Genomic DNA, 19,094 nt, shown 5'->3' with positions numbered 1-19,094 from the left:
AATAAAAAAAGCCTTCTAAGAAGAAGGCTTTCGGATTGAATAGAGTCTTCTTCTCATCTGTCAAATCTTTCACAATTTGCTGGAATTAGCACCTTATTAACGAATGAATGTTAATGGTTGCTGAGGCGTCAAAGGGCCAGTCCCTCTACCTCTCTAGATAAGAATGTTCGTATGAAATTTTATTATGGTTTTAACTTTACAACAAAAGATAATTGAATTGCAACTTTATTTTAAATAATTTTTATTTTTCCGCAAGTGTCATTGACTTTTATTTTAGTGCGTGCTAAATTTATAAAAAATTAACAAACATTGTTAAAAGGGGAACGTATTTCCTTTTAGCTACATAAATAAAATAATAAAGACAAACTCTTATTGAGAGCGGTGGAGGGAAAGGCCCTGTGAAACCCGGCAACCTTCAAACTAAATGTTTGAAACGGTGCTAAAACCTGCAAAACGTGTGTTTTGCATAATAAGAGGAGGAACAATTATGTCCCCCTCTTCAAAGTGAAGAGGGGGTTTTTATATTGATAGAAATGAGGGAGATTCGTGAAATTACTAGATTTATTATCAAAAGGAATTGTAATAGGTGATGGTGCGGTTGGAACGTTATTACATTCGCATGGTTTACAAAGTAGTTTTGAAGAATTGAATTTGTCTGATCCGGACTTAATTATATCGATCCATAAACAATATGTAGCTGCTGGAGCGGATGTTATTCAAACGAATACGTATGGTGCGAATGAAGCGAAACTCCGCATGTATGGTCTAGAGAATCAAGTTGTCCAAATTAATAAAGCGGCAGTGAATATTGCGAAAGCATCAGTAACAGATCGGAATGCAATTTTAGGGACAATTGGAGGTATGAAACATATTGGTGCTGTTACAACGACTGATATAGAGCGAGAATTTATGTTACTTGAGCAGGCAGGTGCTTTACTAGAAGAACAGGTTGATGGATTACTATTAGAAACTTTTTATGATGAATTTGAATTATTGCATGCCGTTAAAGTATTGCGTAAACAAACGAGTATTCCGATTGTTGCTCAGTTAGCGTTACATGAGGCAGGTACGACTCAAAATGGGAATGATGTCAATGAAATATTAAAACAGCTTTTGGATTACGGTGCCAATGTTGTTGGATTGAACTGTCAATTAGGGCCACTTCATATGACGGAAGCTTTCAAAATGATATCGATTCCTCAAAATGGCTATTTATCAGCATATCCGAATGCAGGTCTCCCGAATTATGTGGAAGGGCGTTACGTATATGAGGGAAGTCCAGCGTATTTTGAAGAGATGACACCGAAATTTATTGAACAAGGTATTCGTTTATTAGGTGGTTGTTGTGGTACTACCCCGGAACATATTGAAGGAATGAAACGTGCTATTGCAAATGTTGCACCTGTAATAGTAAAGGAGACGATTCAAAGGCCTAAAGTGGTCCATACACATGAGAAGCGTTCGAGAGCTCATGTTACTCTAGCAGAAAAGGCAAAGAAACAAACGACAGTTGTAGTGGAATTAGATCCACCGAAAACGTTAGACACGCAGCGTTTTTTTGAAGGGGCAAGAGCACTGAAAAGGGCTGGAGCGGATGCTATTACTCTAGCAGATAATTCATTAGCATCTCCTCGTGTTTCGAATATGGCTATGGGTGCATTATTAACGAAGCATGATATTCCAGTATTGACGCATTTAACGTGTAGAGACCATAACGTCATTGGACTACAGTCTCACTTACTTGGATTATCAGCATTAGGTATGGAGGAAGTGCTAGCTTTAACTGGTGATCCAGCGCGCGTTGGTGATTTCCCAGGTGCAACTTCTGTATATGATTTGTCATCGATAGAGCTCATTAAAATGATTAAAGAGATGAACGACGGTCGCTCTATTTTAGGGAAATCAATTGGTCCGGCAACAAGATTTTCTGTCGGAGGTGCATTCAATCCTCATGTAAGGCATTTAAAAGCAGCGGTCAAGCGAATGGAACGAAAAATTGATGCTGGTGCTGAATATTTCTTAACGCAGCCGATATATGATGTTGCTTTAATAGAAGAAGTATATGAAGCGACAAAGCATTTGGAACAACCTATCTTTATTGGAATTATGCCGTTAGTAAGTAAGCGGAATGCAGATTTTCTTCATTTTGAAGTGCCGGGTATTACTCTCCCTGAAGAGATAAGACAAAGAATGGATGGACATGAAACGAAAGAGGCAGCCATAGAAGAAGGGATTCGTATTTCACAAGAGTTGATCGATGCGGCGATGAAATACTTTAACGGTATTTATCTTATTACACCGTTTTTAAAATATGAAATTACAGAACATCTCGTGAAATATGTGAGAGAAAAGCAAGAAGTGAAAGAAGGTATTAATTGATGAAACGAATAGAAGAGAGATTACAACATGAAATTTTAATATTAGATGGTGCAATGGGAACGATGATCCAGCAAGAAGACTTAACAGCGGAAGATTTTGGAGGAGAAGAATACGAAGGTTGTAATGAATATTTAGTAAAAACAAGACCGGATGTTATTTTAAATATTCATAAAGTCTACATTGAAGCTGGAGCAGATATTATTGAAACGAATACGTTTGGTGCAACAAATATTGTATTAAGTGATTATGCATTGTCTCATTTAGATGAAGAGTTAAACGAAAGGGCAGCGCTTGTGGCGAAGCAAGCGGTTAAAGAAAGTGGGAAAGAAGTGTATGTTGCGGGAGCGATGGGACCAACGACGAAAGCGATTAGTGTTACAGGTGGTGTGACTTTTGAAGAGTTAATTGAAGCCTATACAAGGCAAGCGAGAGGACTATTAAGAGGAGAAGTTGATGTATTACTCGTTGAAACGAGTCAAGATATGCGTAATGTGAAAGCTGCGTACATTGGAATTCAATCGGCGTTTGAAGAACTAAACAAAATAGTACCTATTATGATTTCTGGAACAATTGAACCGATGGGAACGACTTTAGCGGGTCAAACGATCGAAGCCTTTTATTTATCGGTAGAGCATATGAAGCCATTATCGGTTGGATTAAACTGTGCTACTGGTCCAGAATTTATGAGGGAACATATACGTTCCCTATCTGATTTATCGGAGTGTTATATTTCGTGTTATCCAAACGCTGGTCTTCCTGATGAAGATGGGCATTATCACGAATCTCCAGCGTCACTTGCTGAAAAAGTAAAACGTTTTGCTGAAGAAGGATGGATTAATATTATTGGTGGTTGTTGTGGCACAACACCAGAACATATACGTGTAATGAAATCGGCGCTTGCCTCGATTAATCCTCGTGAGCATCATGAAAGGGTTGGACATGGAATTAGTGGACTAGAAGCGTTGCAATACGATGATTCTATGAGGCCTTTATTTGTTGGAGAAAGAACGAATGTAATTGGATCGCGTAAGTTTAAAAGATTAGTAGCAGAAGGGAAATTTGAAGAGGCTGCTGAAGTGGCAAGAGCGCAAGTGAAGAAAAATGCTCATATTATTGATATTTGTATGGCAGACCCTGATCGTGATGAAATAGAAGATATGGAAAGATTCTTGGCAGAAGTTACGAAAGTGTTAAAAGTACCGATTATGATTGATTCAACAGATGAAAATGTTATGGCGAAAGCTCTTACTTATATTCAAGGAAAAGGTGTTATCAATTCTATTAATTTAGAGGATGGAGAAGAACGTTTTGAAAAAGTGACACCCCTTCTTCGGAAATACGGTGCTGCGATAGTTGTAGGGACAATTGATGAAGATGGTATGGCAGTTAGTGCAGAAAGAAAGATAGAGATTGCTAAAAGAAGCTATGAATTACTAACGAAAAAGTATGGTATACGCCCATCTGATATTATTTTTGATGCGCTTGTGTTTCCTGTAGGAACAGGTGATGAAGAATATATAGGTTCAGCGGCAGCGACTATAGAAGGAATTCGTCTTATTAAAGAAGCGTTACCAGAATGTTTAACGATTCTAGGTGTGAGTAATATATCTTTTGGTTTACCACCAGCTGGACGTGAAGTATTAAACTCTATCTTTCTATATCATGCAACGAAAGCAGGATTAGATTATGCGATTGTTAATACGGAAAAATTAGAACGCTATGCGTTAATTCCAGAGGAAGAAAAACGTCTTGCGGATGCATTATTATTTGAAACGACGAAAGAGACGTTAGAAAAATTTACAAACTTTTATCGTGTTGCCAAAAAGAAAGATGTCGTTATACAAGAAACGCTAACACTTGATGAACGACTGGCAAATTATATTGTAGAAGGTACGAAGCAAGGACTACAAGAAGATCTAAGTCTCGCGCTTACAGAAGGACGAAAACCTCTGGATATTATTAACGGGCCGCTTATGACAGGAATGGATGAGGTGGGGCGATTATTTAATGGTAATGAGCTTATCGTTGCTGAAGTATTGCAAAGTGCTGAAAGTATGAAAGCTGCCGTAAGTTATTTAGAGCCACATATGGAATCTAGTGAGAGTGCAAAAAAAGGGAAAGTATTATTAGCGACTGTTAAAGGAGACGTACATGATATTGGGAAAAACCTTGTTGAAATTATTTTATCAAATAACGGATATGAAATTATTAATTTAGGAATTAATGTTCGTTCGGATCGAATTGTTCAAGAAGTACAAGAAAAGAAACCTGATATTATTGGCCTTTCTGGTTTGTTAGTAAAATCAGCGCAACAAATGGTAACGACTGCTGAAGATTTAAAAGCAGCGAATATTGATATTCCAATTGTTGTAGGTGGTGCAGCACTAACGAGGAAATTTACAGATAATCGTATTTCTCCATCTTATAAAGGGCTCGTATGTTATGCAAGTGATGCAATGACAGGTCTTGATATTATTAACAAATTACAAAAAGAAGAAGAACGTGAAAAGATGAAGCGAGATAAAAAGGAACGCCATCTTCATATTGTGAAACAAGAGGAGAAAAAAATAGAAATTCCCGCAGTTATTGAGCCGTTGCCAAAAGCAACTGTTATAGTGCCAGATTCGACGAAACGAGTTGTATTACGGGATATTCCTGCCCTTCATCTTGCACCGTTTTTAAATAGACAAATGTTAATTGGACACCATCTTGGGTTAAAAGGAAACGTAAAAAAACTCTTGCAAGAAGGGGATAAAAGAGCACATGAGCTAAATGATTTAATTGATGAATTATTACAAGAAGGACAATCTTGGTTACGCCCAAAAGCGGTGTATCAATTTTTCCCGGCGCAAAGTGATGGACAAAATATAATTATATACGATCCGGAAGATCACACACGTATTATAGAGCGATTTGAATTTCCGAGACAAGGGAAAGCACCATACCGTACTTTAGGAGATTATATATGCCCGATTGGAGATGAGATGGATTATGTCGCTTTCTTATCTGTTACCGTTGGAGAAGGGGTTCGAGATATTGCAGAGGAATGGAAGGCGAAGGGAGATTATTTACGCAGTCATGCGATTCAGTCGTTAGCACTTGAATTAGCAGAAGGACTTGCTGAAAAAACACATATGCTCATTCGTGATCGTTGGGGAATTCCAGATTCGCCTGAACTGACGATGGAAGAGAGATTCCGTACAAAATATAGAGGAATACGCGTATCATTTGGTTATCCAGCATGCCCAGAACTTGCTGATCAAGAAAAATTATTTCGCTTAATTCATCCAGAAGAAATAGGTATTTCATTAACAGAAGGATTTATGATGGAGCCAGAAGCGTCTGTAACGGCTATGGTATTTTCTCACCCTGAGGCAAGGTATTTTAGTGTACTATAGTGTAGAAGGGGGAGACGTATGAAAAAAATAGTCTTTACAGGTGGCGGTTCGGCCGGGCATGTAACACCTAATTTAGCAATTATTCCACATTTACAAAAGCAGAACTGGGATATCTCTTATATTGGTTCTCATCAAGGGATTGAGAAAACGATTATAGAAAAAGAAGGAATCCCATACCATAGTATTGCAAGCGGGAAGCTACGTCGTTATTTTGATTTGAAAAATATAAAAGATCCTTTTCTCGTGATGAAGGGTGTTATGGATGCGTACGTAACAATTCGTAAACTAAAACCGGATGTTATTTTTTCAAAAGGTGGTTTCGTATCCGTACCAGTCGTAATAGGAGGGTGGCTAAATAGGGTGCCAGTTTTATTACATGAATCTGATATGACACCTGGACTAGCAAATAAAATTGCGCTCCGTTTTGCCTCGAAAATATTTGTTACATTTGAAGAAGCAGCGAAACATTTACCGAAAGAAAAAGTAATATATACAGGATCGCCTGTACGTGAAGACGTACTAAGAGGAAATCTTGAAAAAGGTTTAAAGTTTCTAGGGTTTTCCCGGAAGAAATCAGTTATTACTGTTATGGGAGGAAGTTTAGGCGCAAAGAAAATTAATGAAACGGTTCGATCGGCACTTCCAGATCTTCTGAAAAATTATCAAATTGTGCATCTTTGCGGAAAAGGAAATCTTGATGAATCCTTACAAAATAAAGAAGGATATAGACAATTTGAATATGTACATGAAGAGTTGCCGGATATATTAGCAGCAACAGATTTTGTTATTTCACGTGCGGGATCCAACGCGATTTTTGAATTTTTAACAATGCAAAAGCCGATGGTTTTAATTCCGTTATCGAAATTTGCAAGCCGTGGAGATCAAATTTTAAATGCTGAATCCTTTAAAAGACAAGGGTATGCATCGGTATTATATGAAGAGGATGTAACGGTGAACTCACTTATAAAGCATATAGAAGAGCTATCTCATAATAATGAGACGTATAAAACAGCATTAAAAAAATATAATGGAAAAGAAGCGATTAAAACTATCATTCAACATATTTCAGAGGCATGATTAAACAATCATGTCTTTTTTAGTAGGATGAAAGATTCCAAGAATTGATATTTTTATGTTACAATAAAGTGAAACTTTAATCAGTGGGGGGTTCATCCCCACTGATTATTAGTTGAACCAATCGGGCTTTTACGGGCAGTTAATCCCACACCTAACTTCTTTGTTTTCGCTGAATTTTGAGGTGGGGGTCTTACTGCCCTCAAATAGCGGGGTAACAAATGGTTAATAGGGAAATTCCAATTGATTAAGCGTGAAAATACGAATGGATTAGGAGTGACTGTGTTGGAGCTAAGTCTCTATGAAAATACTGCACTTATTATATGCTTTGTGTTGTACGTTGGTAGTGTTATTGTTTATATTTCACGGAAATTTTCACAAGAACGAGAGCTTGAAAAATCAGAAATAACAGCTGAACTAGAAATGTTAGCTGATGAAAGTTATAAAAAACAAAAAATAAAAGAAGATCATGAGGCACCCCATCATTGAAACGCAAATAAGTTCTAAGGATGGGGATTTTTTTTGAAAAAATCCCATTAACGCTAAAAAAGGAGTTTCCCCATACATATTTAAGGAGTGAATATAAATGAAATTTTATATTGCTTCAGGATTTCAAAATAAACATCTTGTTCGTTTCGTATCAAGCCAGTTGAAAGAAGTGGGATGGCAGCATACATATGATTGGACGAAAAATGAAAGAGCAACCAATAGAGAACAATTGCAAAAGATTGGTGAAGAAGAACAAGAAGCGATACGAGAAGCTGATGTTTTCTTACTCATACTAGAGGGTGGGAATGGAAGTCATACAGAATTAGGGATGGCAATTGCTTTAGAAAAGAAAATTTATATATATCACAAGGGCAATGAGTTGCAAACGACATTCTACCATTTACGAGAAGTTGATATTTTCGAAGGAGAAATTGAGGGGCTTGTCTCATATATATTAAATAAAGTGGAATGTTAGACGTGGGAATGCAGCGAGAAATATTTCTTGCAAAAAAAGAGTGAAGGTTACCATTAGGCTATTTTGGGCACAGTTATTATAAGTAAAGCATATAAAGGAGTTATAAATATGAAATTAGAAAATGGATGGGAAACAAGTTTTTTAGAGGTTGTACAAAACAGTGAATTTAAGAAAGATGCAATTCTTAGTCAATTGCTTTTTGCGGATAGTGAAGAAGTAGAAGAGCTTGTTGATGATTACGGTTATGAAGAGATTATTGAACGCGAACATGATGATGAGTTAGCAGGAATTTTAGGAGAAGAACTTTTCAGTGAGCTGGAGCGAAACGTATTCTTATCTCCACAGCCAGAAGAAAAACTTATTTCATTCGTAAATGGATTAGGTTTTCATGTGTTAGATTGGATTGTGCTTCTTGAAACAGAATTTGGCATTGATAGCGCAAACTTCACATCGGATGCAGTGAAAATGTTAGAAAAGCGCTTTAGACAGTTTCCCTATATAGAAGAGAAGACAATTTTTGATATGACGTTTGAAGAAGCGATGGATGTATTAGAATCTGTTACAGGATTACAGCTGAAGGGGAAAATGAACGTATAATGAAAAAGAACGTGATAGCTTCACGTTCTTTTTTTTTTACATAATAATAATTTTATCATCTAGCTTTGTTTGTCCAGTAAGAAGTGCATTTAAATACTCTACTTTTCGTATGCAAGCTTGTATATGTCTTTCAACCTCTTGTAACTCTGCTTGGTGATGCGTTTCAATTGGATGAATTTGTACGTTAAATTTTTCGAATTGACTACTATATGTTATTTCTGCATAGCCGCTCATAATATCGGTTTCGTTATGAAATAAAAATTGCTTCGTTTCTTCACAGAATGATACATCCTGAAAGCCATATACTTTTAATGCTTCAATTACTTTGTTAATCATGTTTGTATTCATTTTTTAACCCTCTTTACGAAGTTCTACTTTTATATTATAACATAAAAAATTACGTAGAAAGCGCTTCCAAGTGTATTTTATTATAAACTTTACGTTTCAATCATAAAAATGAAACAAAGAAAAAATAATTGTAAAGAAGGAAGGACTCTTTTATTGTTTCGTCATATATATAGAGAAATAGTGCAATGAAAGGAAATTTTCCGAGGTGGAGATTGTATTTCCAATTTGAGCGCAGTAAAAGAGGTGAGAATCTTGAACTTTGATATTGTAGGACAAAAAGCATATATAAAAGATGGGCCGCATCGGAACCGAATTGGAACTGTAAAGAAAAATGAAAAACAATTAGAATCCCATTTTGCTATTGTAATTGGAGAACAAAGTATTGATGTAGAGCTAAAGGATATCGTGTTAGTTGGAGTAGATGTAGGACAATTTCATAAATGGTGCGAGCAAAATGGTTATTTGTGAAAGGGACGGGCTGTGAGATAATGAAATATATTTGAGAAAAGAGAATATGTTATTATATTCTCTTTTTCTATGTGTGGGGATACGGAAATGAAGTATAAAGAACAAGAGTTTACATAGGAGTTGAAAGAGAACATTAAATGTATGGAAAAGGAAATCGAGCGAATATCACTTGGGTTTTTTAAAGCGTATTCGCATTTATACATAGGGAAAAATATGAAATTAGATATGGGATTTGAAAGAGAAAAAGAGAATCCCTTTGAAATAGGATATTATTCATCAGTTTCTATAGCGATATTAGATGAAGAAGGAGAGATGATTGAATTTTACATTATTCCAATTTGGAGATGCGAAAATACTTTTTTAGGGATGCCAACTCAGTCGAGAGTTTGGGGGAGTAAGAAAGTAGGGGAACTTGTTGATGAATCTTGTTATGAGATTGAGGAAGAGTTAAAAGAGCAACTAGAAGAATACTTGGAGTGATAACTTTCAAGAGAAGATGTATAGAGATGGAACATAATAAAAAAGACGCTAACAGTATAAATTGTTAGCGTCCTTTTTTATTATGAAGCAATCTCACCAGTTTTTACATCATCTTGATTGTACGTATCCTGATCTAATTCACCAAGCCATTTACTAGAAATAAGACCAGCTGTCATAGAACCACTTACGTTAAGAGCTGTACGACCCATATCGATTAATGGTTCAACTGAGATAACAAGAGCGACAATGCCGATTGGTAAGTTCATTGTAGATAGTACGATTAACGCTGCGAATGTTGCACCGCCACCAACACCGGCAACACCGAATGAGCTAATAGCAACGACAGCGATTAAAGTTAAAATGAATTGTGGTTGTAATGGATCAATTCCTACAGTTGGAGCGACCATCATAGCAAGCATTGCTGGATAAATACCTGCGCAACCGTTTTGACCGATAGATACCCCAAAGGATGCAGCGAAGTTAGCGATTCCTTCAGAAATACCAAGCTTTTCTTTTTGAGCTTCAATATTTAATGGCATTGCACCAGCACTAGAGCGAGATGTAAATGCAAATGTTAATACAGGGAACACTTTTTTCAAATATTGAATTGGATTTAAACCAGATAATGCGATTAATAATAAGTGAATGATAAACATTACGATAAGAGCTACGTAAGATGCTAACACGAAGTTACCAAGTTTTAAAATAGCGTTAATATCGCTACCAGCAACTGTCTTTGCCATAAGAGCTAATACGCCGTATGGAGTAAGACGTAAAATTAATGTTACCATACGCATTACGATTGCATATACAGCATCAAGCATTTTCTTAAATAGCTCTGCTTGTTCTGGATATTTTCGTTTTACACCTATAAAGGCAATCCCGATAAAGGCTGCAAATATTACAACAGAAATTGTTGATGTTGGACGAGCACCTGTTAAATCAAGAAAAGGATTCGTAGGCAACAGTTCTAACAATTTGTCTGGAATTGTTGTCTTTTCAATAGAAGTAAATCTTTCTTCTACTAATTTCAGACGAGCAGATTCTGCATCACCTTGTTGTAATCCTGTTGCTGATACATCAAATCCTGCGCTTGCAGCTATACCGACAGCTGCGGCAATTCCTGTAGTAAGAATTAAAATTCCGATAATAAGACCACTGATTTTACCAAGGTTTTTCGTTAATTGTAATTTTGTAAATGCTGAAATAATAGATACTAAAATAAGTGGCATAACGATCATTTGAAGTAATTTCACATAACCGTTACCAATTAAACTAAACCAGGTATTTGATTCGATAATTACTTTAGAAGTAGGTTCATAAATAAATTGTAATATAAGACCAAAGATAATTCCGACTCCTAAAGCAGTAAATACACGTTTATTAAAAGATACATGCTTACGTTGCATATAATACAATACGCCAACTAAAATGAGCATGACTGTGATGTTAATCCCGACAAGCAGTGTATTCATGTTGATTCCCCCTAATTCCAATGTGTTATATAGAATATAAGGTAATAAAACCTATAAGTCAACTAGGGAATTGCGGAATTAAAAAAAAGATGGCAATTTGCCATCTCTTAATGCCCAGCTCCAGGGACAAGTAAAAATGTTGTGTACCATGTAAATCCGATGAAGAAAACGGTTAAATATGCCCCGAATACGTATATATACATACGCTCTGTTAATTTTAAATAACTTAAAAGTACGAAGAATCCTGTTTGTCCTAAAAATAGTAGTGCGGTCGAATGCATATCCCCTACGTAAAACATAACCGAGAAAATTCCAGTCCAAAAGCCGAGAACGCGAAACATGCGCTCCATGCCATCTCCCTCCTTTTCTAAAAAAAGTAAAACCTCTTTTCATTATAGTTTATTTTTCTAACTATTGTAAATATTCATTCATATAAAAAAGAAGCCAATTATAATATTGACTTCTTCTTAGTTGAAAAACTAAATTTGAACTTTATCCCGCATTAACGGGCAGTAAAACTCCCACCTCAAAATTCGGCAAAATGCGAGGAAGTTAGGTGGGAGATAACTGCCCGTAAAAGCCCGATTGGTGCGGGCTAATAATCAGTGGGGGAAGAACACCCCCCACTGATTAAAGTTTCACTTTATAGTTACAAGATTTGCATCCATCTAGTAGACTATCGTTTCGTGTTAATTCCACGTTCGGGAATAGGATTTCAAAAATCCCCTTCATCATATCTCCATGCATATTACAAATTTCAGTCGGATGATGCGCAGCAACTTCTTTAAATGGACAATTGTGTACATCATAGAAAATTTTTGTGCCATCTGTACTTAATTCAAAAGCAGGAGATAAGCCAGCTGTTGAGAATGCTTCTTTTGCGATTAGCATTTTTTGTTCTATCGTCAATGCTTCTGCACTTACATTTAAGCGATGCATATGTTGTTGCATTAATTCTTTGCCGAATTGTTTCCCTGTTTCATATAGCGCTTTTTCACCAGCACTACCTAAGCTTAGCAGTGAATTAAATGCTATCTGCGCTAATAATTGATAATCGCGAAATGGGAATTGTAACTGGATGACATCTTGAGACAAGACGTATAGCCTGCTTGGTCTGCCGCCTTTCCCAGTTTTTTTTGTTTCTGATTTGAGCATATTAACATCTTCTAATTTAGATAAATGTAAACGCGCTACGTTTGGATGAATGTTAAACTCATCTGCAATTTCTTGTACAGTTACGTAATTATGTTTTTGCGAAATATATTTATAAATATAATAACGAGTAGGGTCAGATAATACACCTGTAATTTTTAAAGCTTGTTCCATGAGGATCTCCACCTTTATCACTTTATCCAAGATATTAACATTATAATACAGATAAACTTCTATATAGGTAATTTCAGACAATAATTCGGAAATTGTTCATAATTTCACAAACATATTTTTCCTTTTTCTCTTAGTGAAAATACAAAATCTCTAATTTTTCTTGTGCATTTTTTTATGATATATACATAGTGAGGAGGGAAACTTGATGAATAGTGTCGAGCTTTTTGCAAATATGATTATGAAAGAAGCTTGTAGGGTGCGAGCATCGGACTTACATATTGTGCCCAGGCAGAAGGATGTGGCGATTCAATTACGTATTGGAAAAGATTTAATTACGAAACGGTGTATTGAGAAAGAATTTGGAGAAAAGCTTGTTTCACACTTTAAATTTTTAGCATCAATGGATATAGGAGAGAGGAGAAAACCTCAAAATGGTTCGTTGTACTTACAAATTGATGGACAAGAAGTGTATTTACGCCTTTCAACACTTCCAACAGTATATCAAGAAAGTCTCGTTATTCGCCTCCATTTACAAGCATCTGTACAGCCACTGTCTCATCTTTCGTTATTTCCAAGTTCAGCGGAAAAATTACTCTCTTTTTTAAAGCATTCTCATGGGTTACTCGTATTTACTGGGCCAACTGGTTCTGGAAAAACAACAACAATGTATGCGTTATTAGAAGTAGCTAGAAAATGGCAAACACGTCGCATTATTACACTGGAAGATCCAGTTGAGCAAAGAAAAGACGGTTTATTACAAATTCAAATAAATGAAAAAGCTGGTATCACATATAAAACGGGATTAAAGGCTATTTTGCGTCATGATCCAGATATTATTTTAGTTGGCGAAATTCGTGATGAAGAAACAGCAAAAGTAGCTGTAAGGGCCAGTTTGACGGGACATTTAGTAATGACAACCTTGCATACAAATGATGCGAAAGGAGCGATACTGCGATTTATGGATTATGGTATTACAAGGCAAGAAATTGAACAATCATTATTAGCAGTAGCTGCTCAGCGGCTCGTCGAATTAAAATGTCCATTTTGCAGAGGGAAGTGTGCAACTTTGTGTAAATCAATGAGGAAAGTGAGACAGGCAAGCATTTATGAACTGTTATATGGATATGAATTAAAACAAGCGATTAAAGAAGCAAGTGGAGAACATGTTACGTATCACTATAAAACGTTGGAAGCGTCGGTTCGAAAAGGGTATGCTTTAGGCTTTTTAGAAGAAGATGTATATGTTTAAGAGAAAATGGAGTTTAAGTGATCAAGCATTATTATGTAAAAGATTAAGTGATTTATTAGAGAAAGGTTACTCACTTTTGCAGGCGTTGGAATTTTTGCAGTTGCAACTACCATTAGGGAAGAAATTACAGTTACAGCGTATGATCGAGGGATTGAAAAATGGACAAAGTTTGCACGCTTCTTTTCACCAATTAATGTTTCACTCTGAGATGTTAAGTTATTTGTTTTATGCAGAGCGACATGGTGACATTTCTTTTGCTTTGCAACAAGGGAGCGTACTTCTTTACAAGAAAGATAAATATAGGAAAGATATGATGAAAGTAATGCGATATCCTATGTTTTTATCATTTTTTTTAATGATTATGCTTTCTGTTTTTAACCTCATTTTATTGCCTCAGTTTGAAATGATGTATAGTTCTTTACGTTCTACAGCACCACCACTTACGGAGCAAATTTTAGTTGCAATTAAATTATTACCCTACTTCATTTATATGATTGTTCTTATCGTTATAACGGGATTTAGTATATATATATTTTATTTCCGAAAACTTCCGCCTACTCAAAAGGTAAAGATTATGATCCGTATTCCCCTTATGAAAACATTTCTTATTTTAAATCATTCGCATTATTTTTCCACTCAATTAAGTGGTTTATTACACGGTGGATTGTCGGTACACGAAGCATTAACAATAATGATGAAGCAAAAGTATCATCCGTTCTTTCAGTATGAAGCAGACCGAATTGAGCGGCAATTAATTGCAGGAGAACCGTTACAATCTATTATTGATAAAAGCGGTTATTACGAGAAAGAACTTTCTTATATCATTACGCATGGACAAGCAAACGGTAATTTAGCAAATGAGCTTGGTGATTACAGTGAGCTCATTATTGAAAAGGTAGAACAAAAAATTAAACGTATGTTATTTGTGATTCAACCCATTTTATTTACATGTCTTGGGGTTATAGTCATTTTGATGTACTTAGCGATGATTATGCCGATGTTTCAAATGATGAATTCTATATAGGGGGCATTTACATGCAGAATGAGGAGGGCTTTACTCTTTTAGAAATGTTATTAGTTATGGTTGTCATAACTGTATTATTACTATTAATTATTCCAAATGTAGTTACACAGCGCTCATCCGTCCAAGGAAAAGGATGTGCAGCCTATGTGAAATCTATAGAAGCACAAATACAAGCATATCACTTGCAACATAATAAGATTCCATCAATAGAGGAACTTGAAACAGGAAAGTATATTACTTCAAAAACTTGCCCGAAAGGTGAACCAATCCATATTTCCGATGATGGTACGGTATCAGCTGGGAAATCGTGAAGCAAAAAGGTTTTACTCTTTTAGAAATGCTACTTGTCTTATTTGCTATTTCTGTACTGAGTGTTGTTACGCATTTTAACGTTACTTCATTACATGAAAAACAAAAAGTTGAGCAGTTTTTGAAACAGTTTTCAAATGATATTTTGTATATGCAGCAGTTGGCGATTAAGCGTCAACAACATTATACGTTACGCTGGTTTAAAGGGAAACAGATGTATTATATTTCGGAATCGGAGACAGACCTTTTAATTGTTAAGAGAGAATATGATAAAGATGTCCAAATGGATTTGCATACCTTTCCAAATCCAATGACATATAATCCGAGCGGGAATATTAATAGGGGTGGTACGATTTTACTTTCCTATCGAGGGTATAAATATGAGATTGTATTTCAGCTTGGAAGAGGGAGATTTACGTATCGTGAAGTGTCAAAAAGGATCAGTAATGGTTGAAATGGTTGTAGCGTTAAGTTTAATAATGATGGCAGCATCGTTATTGCTCCCGCAAACATTATTAATTATGCAAGAAAGAAAAAATATAAAAATGAGCTATAAAGCATTAATATTATTAAAAAAAGAAGCGGCCTTATTTAAGTATGAGAATGAGGAAAAGCGAGTAAAAGAGCAAGTCATAAAAGGAATTGTATATTACACATATTGGAGAGGAGATGAAGTTTGTACGATGTGGAAAGATATGAGAGGAAAAGCGATGGAGCAATGCCTTTATGCAAAGGAAAAATAAAAAAGAAGCGGGATTTACATTAATAGAAATGATTGCATGTTTGTTGCTTTTATCAATGTTCTTTTTACTTTTACCGCGTCTTCATATTATGGGGATAGAAAATACACATTCAAAAGGATTAAATGACTGGGAGTGGGATGTGTTTTTAGGACAAATGCAATTAGAGTTTCGTGAAGTATTAAGTGGGAGGAAGATAGAGCTAGAAAACGGTGGGAATATTTTACGCTTCCAACTTCGTAATGGTGATCAGGTGACGTATGAAAAGTTGAATAGTAATTTAATAAGAAAAGTAAATATGCGCGGAAGGGAATTTATATTACAAAGGATTGAAGCGATTTCGTATAAATTAACACCTCATTTGTTATATATATATGTGAAAGATATAAGTGGTGAAATATATGAAGGCGTGGCTGTGCGCTATAGTGAAATTGAGATAGAAACATGAGAAAACAAGATGGATTTGCAATGCCAGGAACAATTATTTTTCTTATTTTATTCATTTCTTTTTTGATGTACGAAACGAATATGTTACTTTCGGATAAAAAATTTTATTCTGAAATAGAACAAAGTTTTTTCATGGAGGAACTTGTTGATCGCGCTATTTCAGATATAAAAAGAGAGTTACAGCAAAAAGAAAAAGAGGATGTTTTTTTATTTCAGTATGAAAGAGGAGAAGTGAGTGGAAAGTACGTCTTTGAAAATGATGTTATTATCATTTCGTTGCAATGTGTTACAAAACAGAGAGTTTTCTATACAGTGAGCTTTCGGTATAGGGAAAAGGATAATAAAATATTTGATTGGGTAGAAGGATAATATGTAAAATATATGGAGAAGAACCATGAGTTTCTATTGTGGAGGGAGTCAATTTCTTTGAGGAAAGGGATAAGAATAATGGTCAAAAGTTTAAATTTTCTCAAAAAAGAGAAAGGTAGAAAGAATATGATATATTCATGCTATCCAATCATTTTTTTCTAGGGAGATAAGGAAATGACAAATAACAATCAAATAGGTGAAAATAAGGAACAAACTATTTTTGATCATAAAGGAAATACGATTATGACAGAGGATAGGGAAATACAAATTATTTCAAAATTCGAAGAACCTCTTATTGTCGTATTAGCAAATGTATTAAGTGATGAAGAGTGCGATGAATTAATTGAATTGTCTAAAAGTAAGATGAAACGTTCTAAAGTTGGTTCATCACGTGATGTAAATGATATTCGAACAAGTAGTGGTGCATTTTTGGAAGAGAATGAACTAACTTCGAAGATTGAAAAACGAATTTCATCTATCACGAATGTTCCTGTAGCGCATGGAGAAGGATTGCACATTTTAAATTATGAAGTAGATCAAGAATATAAAGCGCACTATGATTATTTTGCGGAACATAGTAGATCAGCTGCTAATAATCGTATAAGTACTCTTGTGATGTACTTAAATGATGTAGAAGAAGGCGGAGAAACATTCTTTCCGAAATTAAATCTTTCTGTACACCCTAGAAAGGGAATGGCAGTATACTTTGAGTACTTTTATCAAGATCAATCACTAAATGAGCTTACGTTACATGGAGGGGCACCTGTTACGAAGGGCGAGAAATGGATTGCAACGCAGTGGGTGAGAAGAGGTACTTATAAGTAAAAGTGAGCCAGCTTGTTTGATTACGAGAAAATAGTGAGTATGTTACGTTTTGTTCTTCATAGTATAAGAAGAACAAAACGTTTTTTTATTAAATAAAGTAACATCTTTCGTTATAATAACAAATAATAACGGATGATTGAGAGGAACGAAAATGAAATCTATATACATAACCGGCTATATGGGAGTCGGGAAAACAACAATTGGAAAAGCGTTAAGTAAAGAACTCCATATGGAAGTTGTAGATACAGATCAAAAAATCGAAGAGCAGAAAGAGAAAGAGATTCGGTATATTTTTGCAGAAGAAGGCGAAATGGCTTTTCGTGAATATGAAAGTGAAATGTTACGTTCATTACCGGTTCAGAATGTAATTATGACAACTGGTGGAGGGATTATTGAACGAGAGGAAAATCGAAAGTGGATGAAGGAAAATGGAACTGTTGTGTATTTATATTGCGATCCACATGTAATTGCAGAAAGGCTTCGTGAAGATACGACACGTCCACTATTTCAGAAGAAAGATATAGATGCATTTATAACGAAATTTGAATCGCGCCGAGCTTATTATGAAGAGGCTGATATTCATATCGATACGACAAATAAGTCGGTAAAGCAAATTATGAATGAATTAAAGCAAAAGATTAATGAATAAAAAAGTGGACATACTAATCAAGTAGAGGTGATGATAATATGTCTACTAATGATTATGTACGCTTTGTGACACAGCAATTTGTGTCATATATGGATGCTCCAAAAGAGGATCGAAAACAACAGAAACAACAACGTCGTGCGGAGAAAGAGCCATTCTTAAATAAATGGTTTGGTGTTATGCCACTGAGCGCTGCTTTGTTTTATCGAAATGTAAAAAATAAAAGAAAAAAATCAAGCTAACTTTTTCGTAATATGTCTGGCAAAATAAAGATCCCCTAGTGCAACAAGCTGCTAGGGGATCTTTATTTATTGTTGCACAGATTCTTTTTCTTCAGTAACCGCATGTATCTTATTATTTACCCATACAAACCCTATTCCGATGCAAATAGAAATACCCCAGCCAACAGCGGTCATAATAGCTCTCATTTCACCATATCCATCTACACCGAAAACAGAGATGAAATAGATTTTCAAGAAGCTTTTTAATATAAATTGAAGGCCGAAAAATAGTGTTAAATATTGCAGTGCTGGATATATACGACTATCACGATAAAGCTCACGACTTTTATCACGATCATGACCTTGCAGTGCTGAAATATCCGCTGCGAAATATAACATAAGTGGTTTTTTTATAAAGATTGTACATATAACGATGCAGCCAAGTACGATATGATAATATGCATCATTCCATAGCATTCGTTCCGCTGATCCAGATATTAAGTCTACGGTTGTATTAGAAATGAGTGTAATTAAAATAAAGAACCCTGTAACGTTAAACTGTTTTTCTTTTTTAAAGGTATACAGTGTATAAATAATCCCCGGAACAGAGGAAATTAACATTGCGTAATAAGGATCGATATAAGGTTTTGCAAATTTCCAAATGAGGAATGGGAATACGAGATAAAAGACAAGATCTAATATAGCTTTTTTATTTTGATTCATACAAATCCTCCTTAAGTCATACATATATTTTA

Annotated in this window: 23 protein-coding genes and 2 riboswitches; of the genes, 18 read left to right on the top strand and 5 right to left on the bottom strand. The window is 35.3% G+C overall.

The genetic code is table 11. The features are described 5' to 3' along the window. Positions 1–50: 50 nt before the first annotated feature. Positions 51–164: riboswitch (SAM riboswitch) on the bottom strand. Between the two features lie 202 nt (positions 165–366). Continuing rightward, positions 367–476, top strand: a riboswitch (SAM riboswitch). 70 nt (positions 477–546) lie between these two features. The 6 genes from NSQ69_RS21035 to NSQ69_RS21010 all read left to right on the top strand — a co-directional run bounded on the left by NSQ69_RS21035 (position 547) and on the right by NSQ69_RS21010 (position 8,412). After that, entirely contained in the window at positions 547–2,379 is a 1,833-nt protein-coding gene (locus NSQ69_RS21035; protein ID WP_341099643.1) for a bifunctional homocysteine S-methyltransferase/methylenetetrahydrofolate reductase, read from the top strand. Beyond that, positions 2,379–5,777: a methionine synthase gene (gene metH / locus NSQ69_RS21030; RefSeq protein ID WP_341099641.1), complete on the top strand. Its 3,399-nt coding sequence runs from the start codon at positions 2,379–2,381 to the stop codon at positions 5,775–5,777. The genes NSQ69_RS21035 and metH overlap by 1 nt, the downstream gene beginning before the upstream one ends. An 18-nt stretch (positions 5,778–5,795) precedes the next feature. After that, a complete protein-coding gene (locus tag NSQ69_RS21025; RefSeq protein WP_002067149.1) occupies positions 5,796–6,854 on the top strand; it encodes an undecaprenyldiphospho-muramoylpentapeptide beta-N-acetylglucosaminyltransferase in 1,059 nt (352 codons plus the stop codon). A gap of 243 nt (positions 6,855–7,097) precedes the next feature. Beyond that, positions 7,098–7,340, top strand: coding sequence for a DUF3966 domain-containing protein (locus tag NSQ69_RS21020; RefSeq protein ID WP_085960924.1), 243 nt, complete (start codon positions 7,098–7,100; stop codon positions 7,338–7,340). A 97-nt stretch (positions 7,341–7,437) separates the two neighbouring features. Beyond that, positions 7,438–7,815 (top strand): nucleoside 2-deoxyribosyltransferase, encoded by a 378-nt coding sequence (locus NSQ69_RS21015; protein ID WP_002034029.1) that lies wholly within the window; start codon positions 7,438–7,440, stop codon positions 7,813–7,815. A gap of 108 nt (positions 7,816–7,923) precedes the next feature. Continuing rightward, positions 7,924–8,412, top strand: coding sequence for a hypothetical protein (locus tag NSQ69_RS21010; protein ID WP_002015119.1), 489 nt, complete (start codon positions 7,924–7,926; stop codon positions 8,410–8,412). 36 nt (positions 8,413–8,448) lie between these two features. Here the strand turns inward: NSQ69_RS21010 and NSQ69_RS21005 are convergent, their stop codons facing one another. Then, the gene (locus tag NSQ69_RS21005) at positions 8,449–8,760 is read right to left on the bottom strand and encodes a hypothetical protein (protein WP_002129099.1); all 312 of its coding nucleotides are present in this window, start codon (positions 8,758–8,760) and stop codon (positions 8,449–8,451) included. A 252-nt stretch (positions 8,761–9,012) separates the two neighbouring features. On the opposite strand from NSQ69_RS21005, the gene NSQ69_RS21000 reads away from it, so the two are divergent. Together NSQ69_RS21000 and NSQ69_RS20995 are read left to right on the top strand one after the other, a co-directional pair. Next, positions 9,013–9,228 (top strand): DUF3912 family protein, encoded by a 216-nt coding sequence (locus NSQ69_RS21000; RefSeq protein WP_002067106.1) that lies wholly within the window; start codon positions 9,013–9,015, stop codon positions 9,226–9,228. A 141-nt stretch (positions 9,229–9,369) separates the two neighbouring features. Continuing rightward, positions 9,370–9,708, top strand: a complete 339-nt coding sequence (locus tag NSQ69_RS20995; protein WP_341099640.1) for a hypothetical protein — start codon at positions 9,370–9,372, stop codon at positions 9,706–9,708. 80 nt (positions 9,709–9,788) lie between these two features. Here NSQ69_RS20995 and NSQ69_RS20990 read toward each other — a convergent pair whose 3' ends face one another. The 3 genes from NSQ69_RS20990 to NSQ69_RS20980 form a co-directional block, all read right to left on the bottom strand. Beyond that, positions 9,789–11,183 (bottom strand): L-cystine transporter, encoded by a 1,395-nt coding sequence (locus NSQ69_RS20990; RefSeq protein WP_002138338.1) that lies wholly within the window; start codon positions 11,181–11,183, stop codon positions 9,789–9,791. 107 nt (positions 11,184–11,290) lie between these two features. Then, positions 11,291–11,533, bottom strand: coding sequence for a DUF2626 domain-containing protein (locus NSQ69_RS20985; protein WP_002015110.1), 243 nt, complete (start codon positions 11,531–11,533; stop codon positions 11,291–11,293). Positions 11,534–11,813: 280 nt separating this feature from the next. Next, a complete protein-coding gene (locus tag NSQ69_RS20980) occupies positions 11,814–12,509 on the bottom strand; it encodes a helix-turn-helix transcriptional regulator (RefSeq protein WP_002014995.1) in 696 nt (231 codons plus the stop codon). 205 nt (positions 12,510–12,714) lie between these two features. On the opposite strand from NSQ69_RS20980, the gene comGA reads away from it, so the two are divergent. The 10 genes from comGA to NSQ69_RS20930 all read left to right on the top strand — a co-directional run bounded on the left by comGA (position 12,715) and on the right by NSQ69_RS20930 (position 18,360). After that, positions 12,715–13,758 (top strand): competence type IV pilus ATPase ComGA, encoded by a 1,044-nt coding sequence (comGA, locus tag NSQ69_RS20975; RefSeq protein ID WP_012261710.1) that lies wholly within the window; start codon positions 12,715–12,717, stop codon positions 13,756–13,758. Beyond that, entirely contained in the window at positions 13,745–14,782 is a 1,038-nt protein-coding gene (gene comGB, locus NSQ69_RS20970) for a competence type IV pilus assembly protein ComGB (RefSeq protein WP_002138336.1), read from the top strand. Before comGA ends, comGB begins: the two co-directional genes overlap by 14 nt. Positions 14,783–14,793: 11 nt before the next feature. Then, on the top strand, positions 14,794–15,093 hold the full coding sequence (comGC, locus tag NSQ69_RS20965) for a competence type IV pilus major pilin ComGC (protein ID WP_002088623.1): 300 nt from the start codon (positions 14,794–14,796) through the stop codon (positions 15,091–15,093). Beyond that, complete coding sequence (comGD, locus tag NSQ69_RS20960; protein WP_002129089.1) at positions 15,090–15,545, top strand: competence type IV pilus minor pilin ComGD; 456 nt, start codon at positions 15,090–15,092, stop codon at positions 15,543–15,545. Before comGC ends, comGD begins: the two co-directional genes overlap by 4 nt. After that, positions 15,538–15,834: a hypothetical protein gene (locus NSQ69_RS20955; RefSeq protein ID WP_002088621.1), complete on the top strand. Its 297-nt coding sequence runs from the start codon at positions 15,538–15,540 to the stop codon at positions 15,832–15,834. The genes comGD and NSQ69_RS20955 overlap by 8 nt, the downstream gene beginning before the upstream one ends. Further along, positions 15,818–16,279: a competence type IV pilus minor pilin ComGF gene (gene comGF / locus NSQ69_RS20950; protein ID WP_002088620.1), complete on the top strand. Its 462-nt coding sequence runs from the start codon at positions 15,818–15,820 to the stop codon at positions 16,277–16,279. Before NSQ69_RS20955 ends, comGF begins: the two co-directional genes overlap by 17 nt. Continuing rightward, entirely contained in the window at positions 16,276–16,647 is a 372-nt protein-coding gene (gene comGG / locus NSQ69_RS20945) for a competence type IV pilus minor pilin ComGG (RefSeq protein ID WP_002167676.1), read from the top strand. The genes comGF and comGG overlap by 4 nt, the downstream gene beginning before the upstream one ends. Before the next feature lie 174 nt (positions 16,648–16,821). Beyond that, positions 16,822–17,472: a 2OG-Fe(II) oxygenase gene (locus NSQ69_RS20940; protein WP_002167677.1), complete on the top strand. Its 651-nt coding sequence runs from the start codon at positions 16,822–16,824 to the stop codon at positions 17,470–17,472. 151 nt (positions 17,473–17,623) lie between these two features. Then, a complete protein-coding gene (locus tag NSQ69_RS20935; RefSeq protein WP_002167678.1) occupies positions 17,624–18,121 on the top strand; it encodes a shikimate kinase in 498 nt (165 codons plus the stop codon). A 38-nt stretch (positions 18,122–18,159) separates the two neighbouring features. Further along, positions 18,160–18,360: a YqzE family protein gene (locus NSQ69_RS20930; RefSeq protein WP_002015009.1), complete on the top strand. Its 201-nt coding sequence runs from the start codon at positions 18,160–18,162 to the stop codon at positions 18,358–18,360. Positions 18,361–18,426: 66 nt separating this feature from the next. On the opposite strand, the gene NSQ69_RS20925 is transcribed toward NSQ69_RS20930, so the two are convergent. After that, positions 18,427–19,062: a VC0807 family protein gene (locus NSQ69_RS20925; RefSeq protein ID WP_002015010.1), complete on the bottom strand. Its 636-nt coding sequence runs from the start codon at positions 19,060–19,062 to the stop codon at positions 18,427–18,429. Between the last annotated feature and the right edge of the window lie 32 nt (positions 19,063–19,094).

Source organism: Bacillus sp. FSL R10-2201 (assembly GCF_038008665.1).
GTDB lineage: Bacteria > Bacillota > Bacilli > Bacillales > Bacillaceae_G > Bacillus_A > Bacillus_A mycoides.
Note: the sequence above shows the minus strand (reverse complement) of the source record. Positions and strands in the feature narration are given on the sequence as shown.

Excerpts from the sequence above, each read along its gene's own strand:
- metH (WP_341099641.1), top strand. The coding sequence starts at position 2,379 with ATGAAACGAATAGAAGAGAGATTACAACATGAAATTTTAATATTAGAT.
- NSQ69_RS21025 (WP_002067149.1), top strand. The coding sequence starts at position 5,796 with ATGAAAAAAATAGTCTTTACAGGTGGCGGTTCGGCCGGGCATGTAACA.
- NSQ69_RS21015 (WP_002034029.1), top strand. The coding sequence starts at position 7,438 with ATGAAATTTTATATTGCTTCAGGATTTCAAAATAAACATCTTGTTCGT.
- NSQ69_RS21010 (WP_002015119.1), top strand. The coding sequence starts at position 7,924 with ATGAAATTAGAAAATGGATGGGAAACAAGTTTTTTAGAGGTTGTACAA.
- NSQ69_RS21005 (WP_002129099.1), bottom strand. The coding sequence starts at position 8,760 with ATGAATACAAACATGATTAACAAAGTAATTGAAGCATTAAAAGTATAT.
- NSQ69_RS20995 (WP_341099640.1), top strand. The coding sequence starts at position 9,370 with ATGGAAAAGGAAATCGAGCGAATATCACTTGGGTTTTTTAAAGCGTAT.
- NSQ69_RS20990 (WP_002138338.1), bottom strand. The coding sequence starts at position 11,183 with ATGAATACACTGCTTGTCGGGATTAACATCACAGTCATGCTCATTTTA.
- NSQ69_RS20985 (WP_002015110.1), bottom strand. The coding sequence starts at position 11,533 with ATGGAGCGCATGTTTCGCGTTCTCGGCTTTTGGACTGGAATTTTCTCG.
- NSQ69_RS20980 (WP_002014995.1), bottom strand. The coding sequence starts at position 12,509 with ATGGAACAAGCTTTAAAAATTACAGGTGTATTATCTGACCCTACTCGT.
- comGA (WP_012261710.1), top strand. The coding sequence starts at position 12,715 with ATGAATAGTGTCGAGCTTTTTGCAAATATGATTATGAAAGAAGCTTGT.
- comGB (WP_002138336.1), top strand. The coding sequence starts at position 13,745 with ATGTATATGTTTAAGAGAAAATGGAGTTTAAGTGATCAAGCATTATTA.
- comGC (WP_002088623.1), top strand. The coding sequence starts at position 14,794 with ATGCAGAATGAGGAGGGCTTTACTCTTTTAGAAATGTTATTAGTTATG.
- NSQ69_RS20955 (WP_002088621.1), top strand. The coding sequence starts at position 15,538 with ATGGTTGAAATGGTTGTAGCGTTAAGTTTAATAATGATGGCAGCATCG.
- comGF (WP_002088620.1), top strand. The coding sequence starts at position 15,818 with ATGCAAAGGAAAAATAAAAAAGAAGCGGGATTTACATTAATAGAAATG.
- comGG (WP_002167676.1), top strand. The coding sequence starts at position 16,276 with ATGAGAAAACAAGATGGATTTGCAATGCCAGGAACAATTATTTTTCTT.
- NSQ69_RS20940 (WP_002167677.1), top strand. The coding sequence starts at position 16,822 with ATGACAAATAACAATCAAATAGGTGAAAATAAGGAACAAACTATTTTT.
- NSQ69_RS20935 (WP_002167678.1), top strand. The coding sequence starts at position 17,624 with ATGAAATCTATATACATAACCGGCTATATGGGAGTCGGGAAAACAACA.
- NSQ69_RS20930 (WP_002015009.1), top strand. The coding sequence starts at position 18,160 with ATGTCTACTAATGATTATGTACGCTTTGTGACACAGCAATTTGTGTCA.
- NSQ69_RS20925 (WP_002015010.1), bottom strand. The coding sequence starts at position 19,062 with ATGAATCAAAATAAAAAAGCTATATTAGATCTTGTCTTTTATCTCGTA.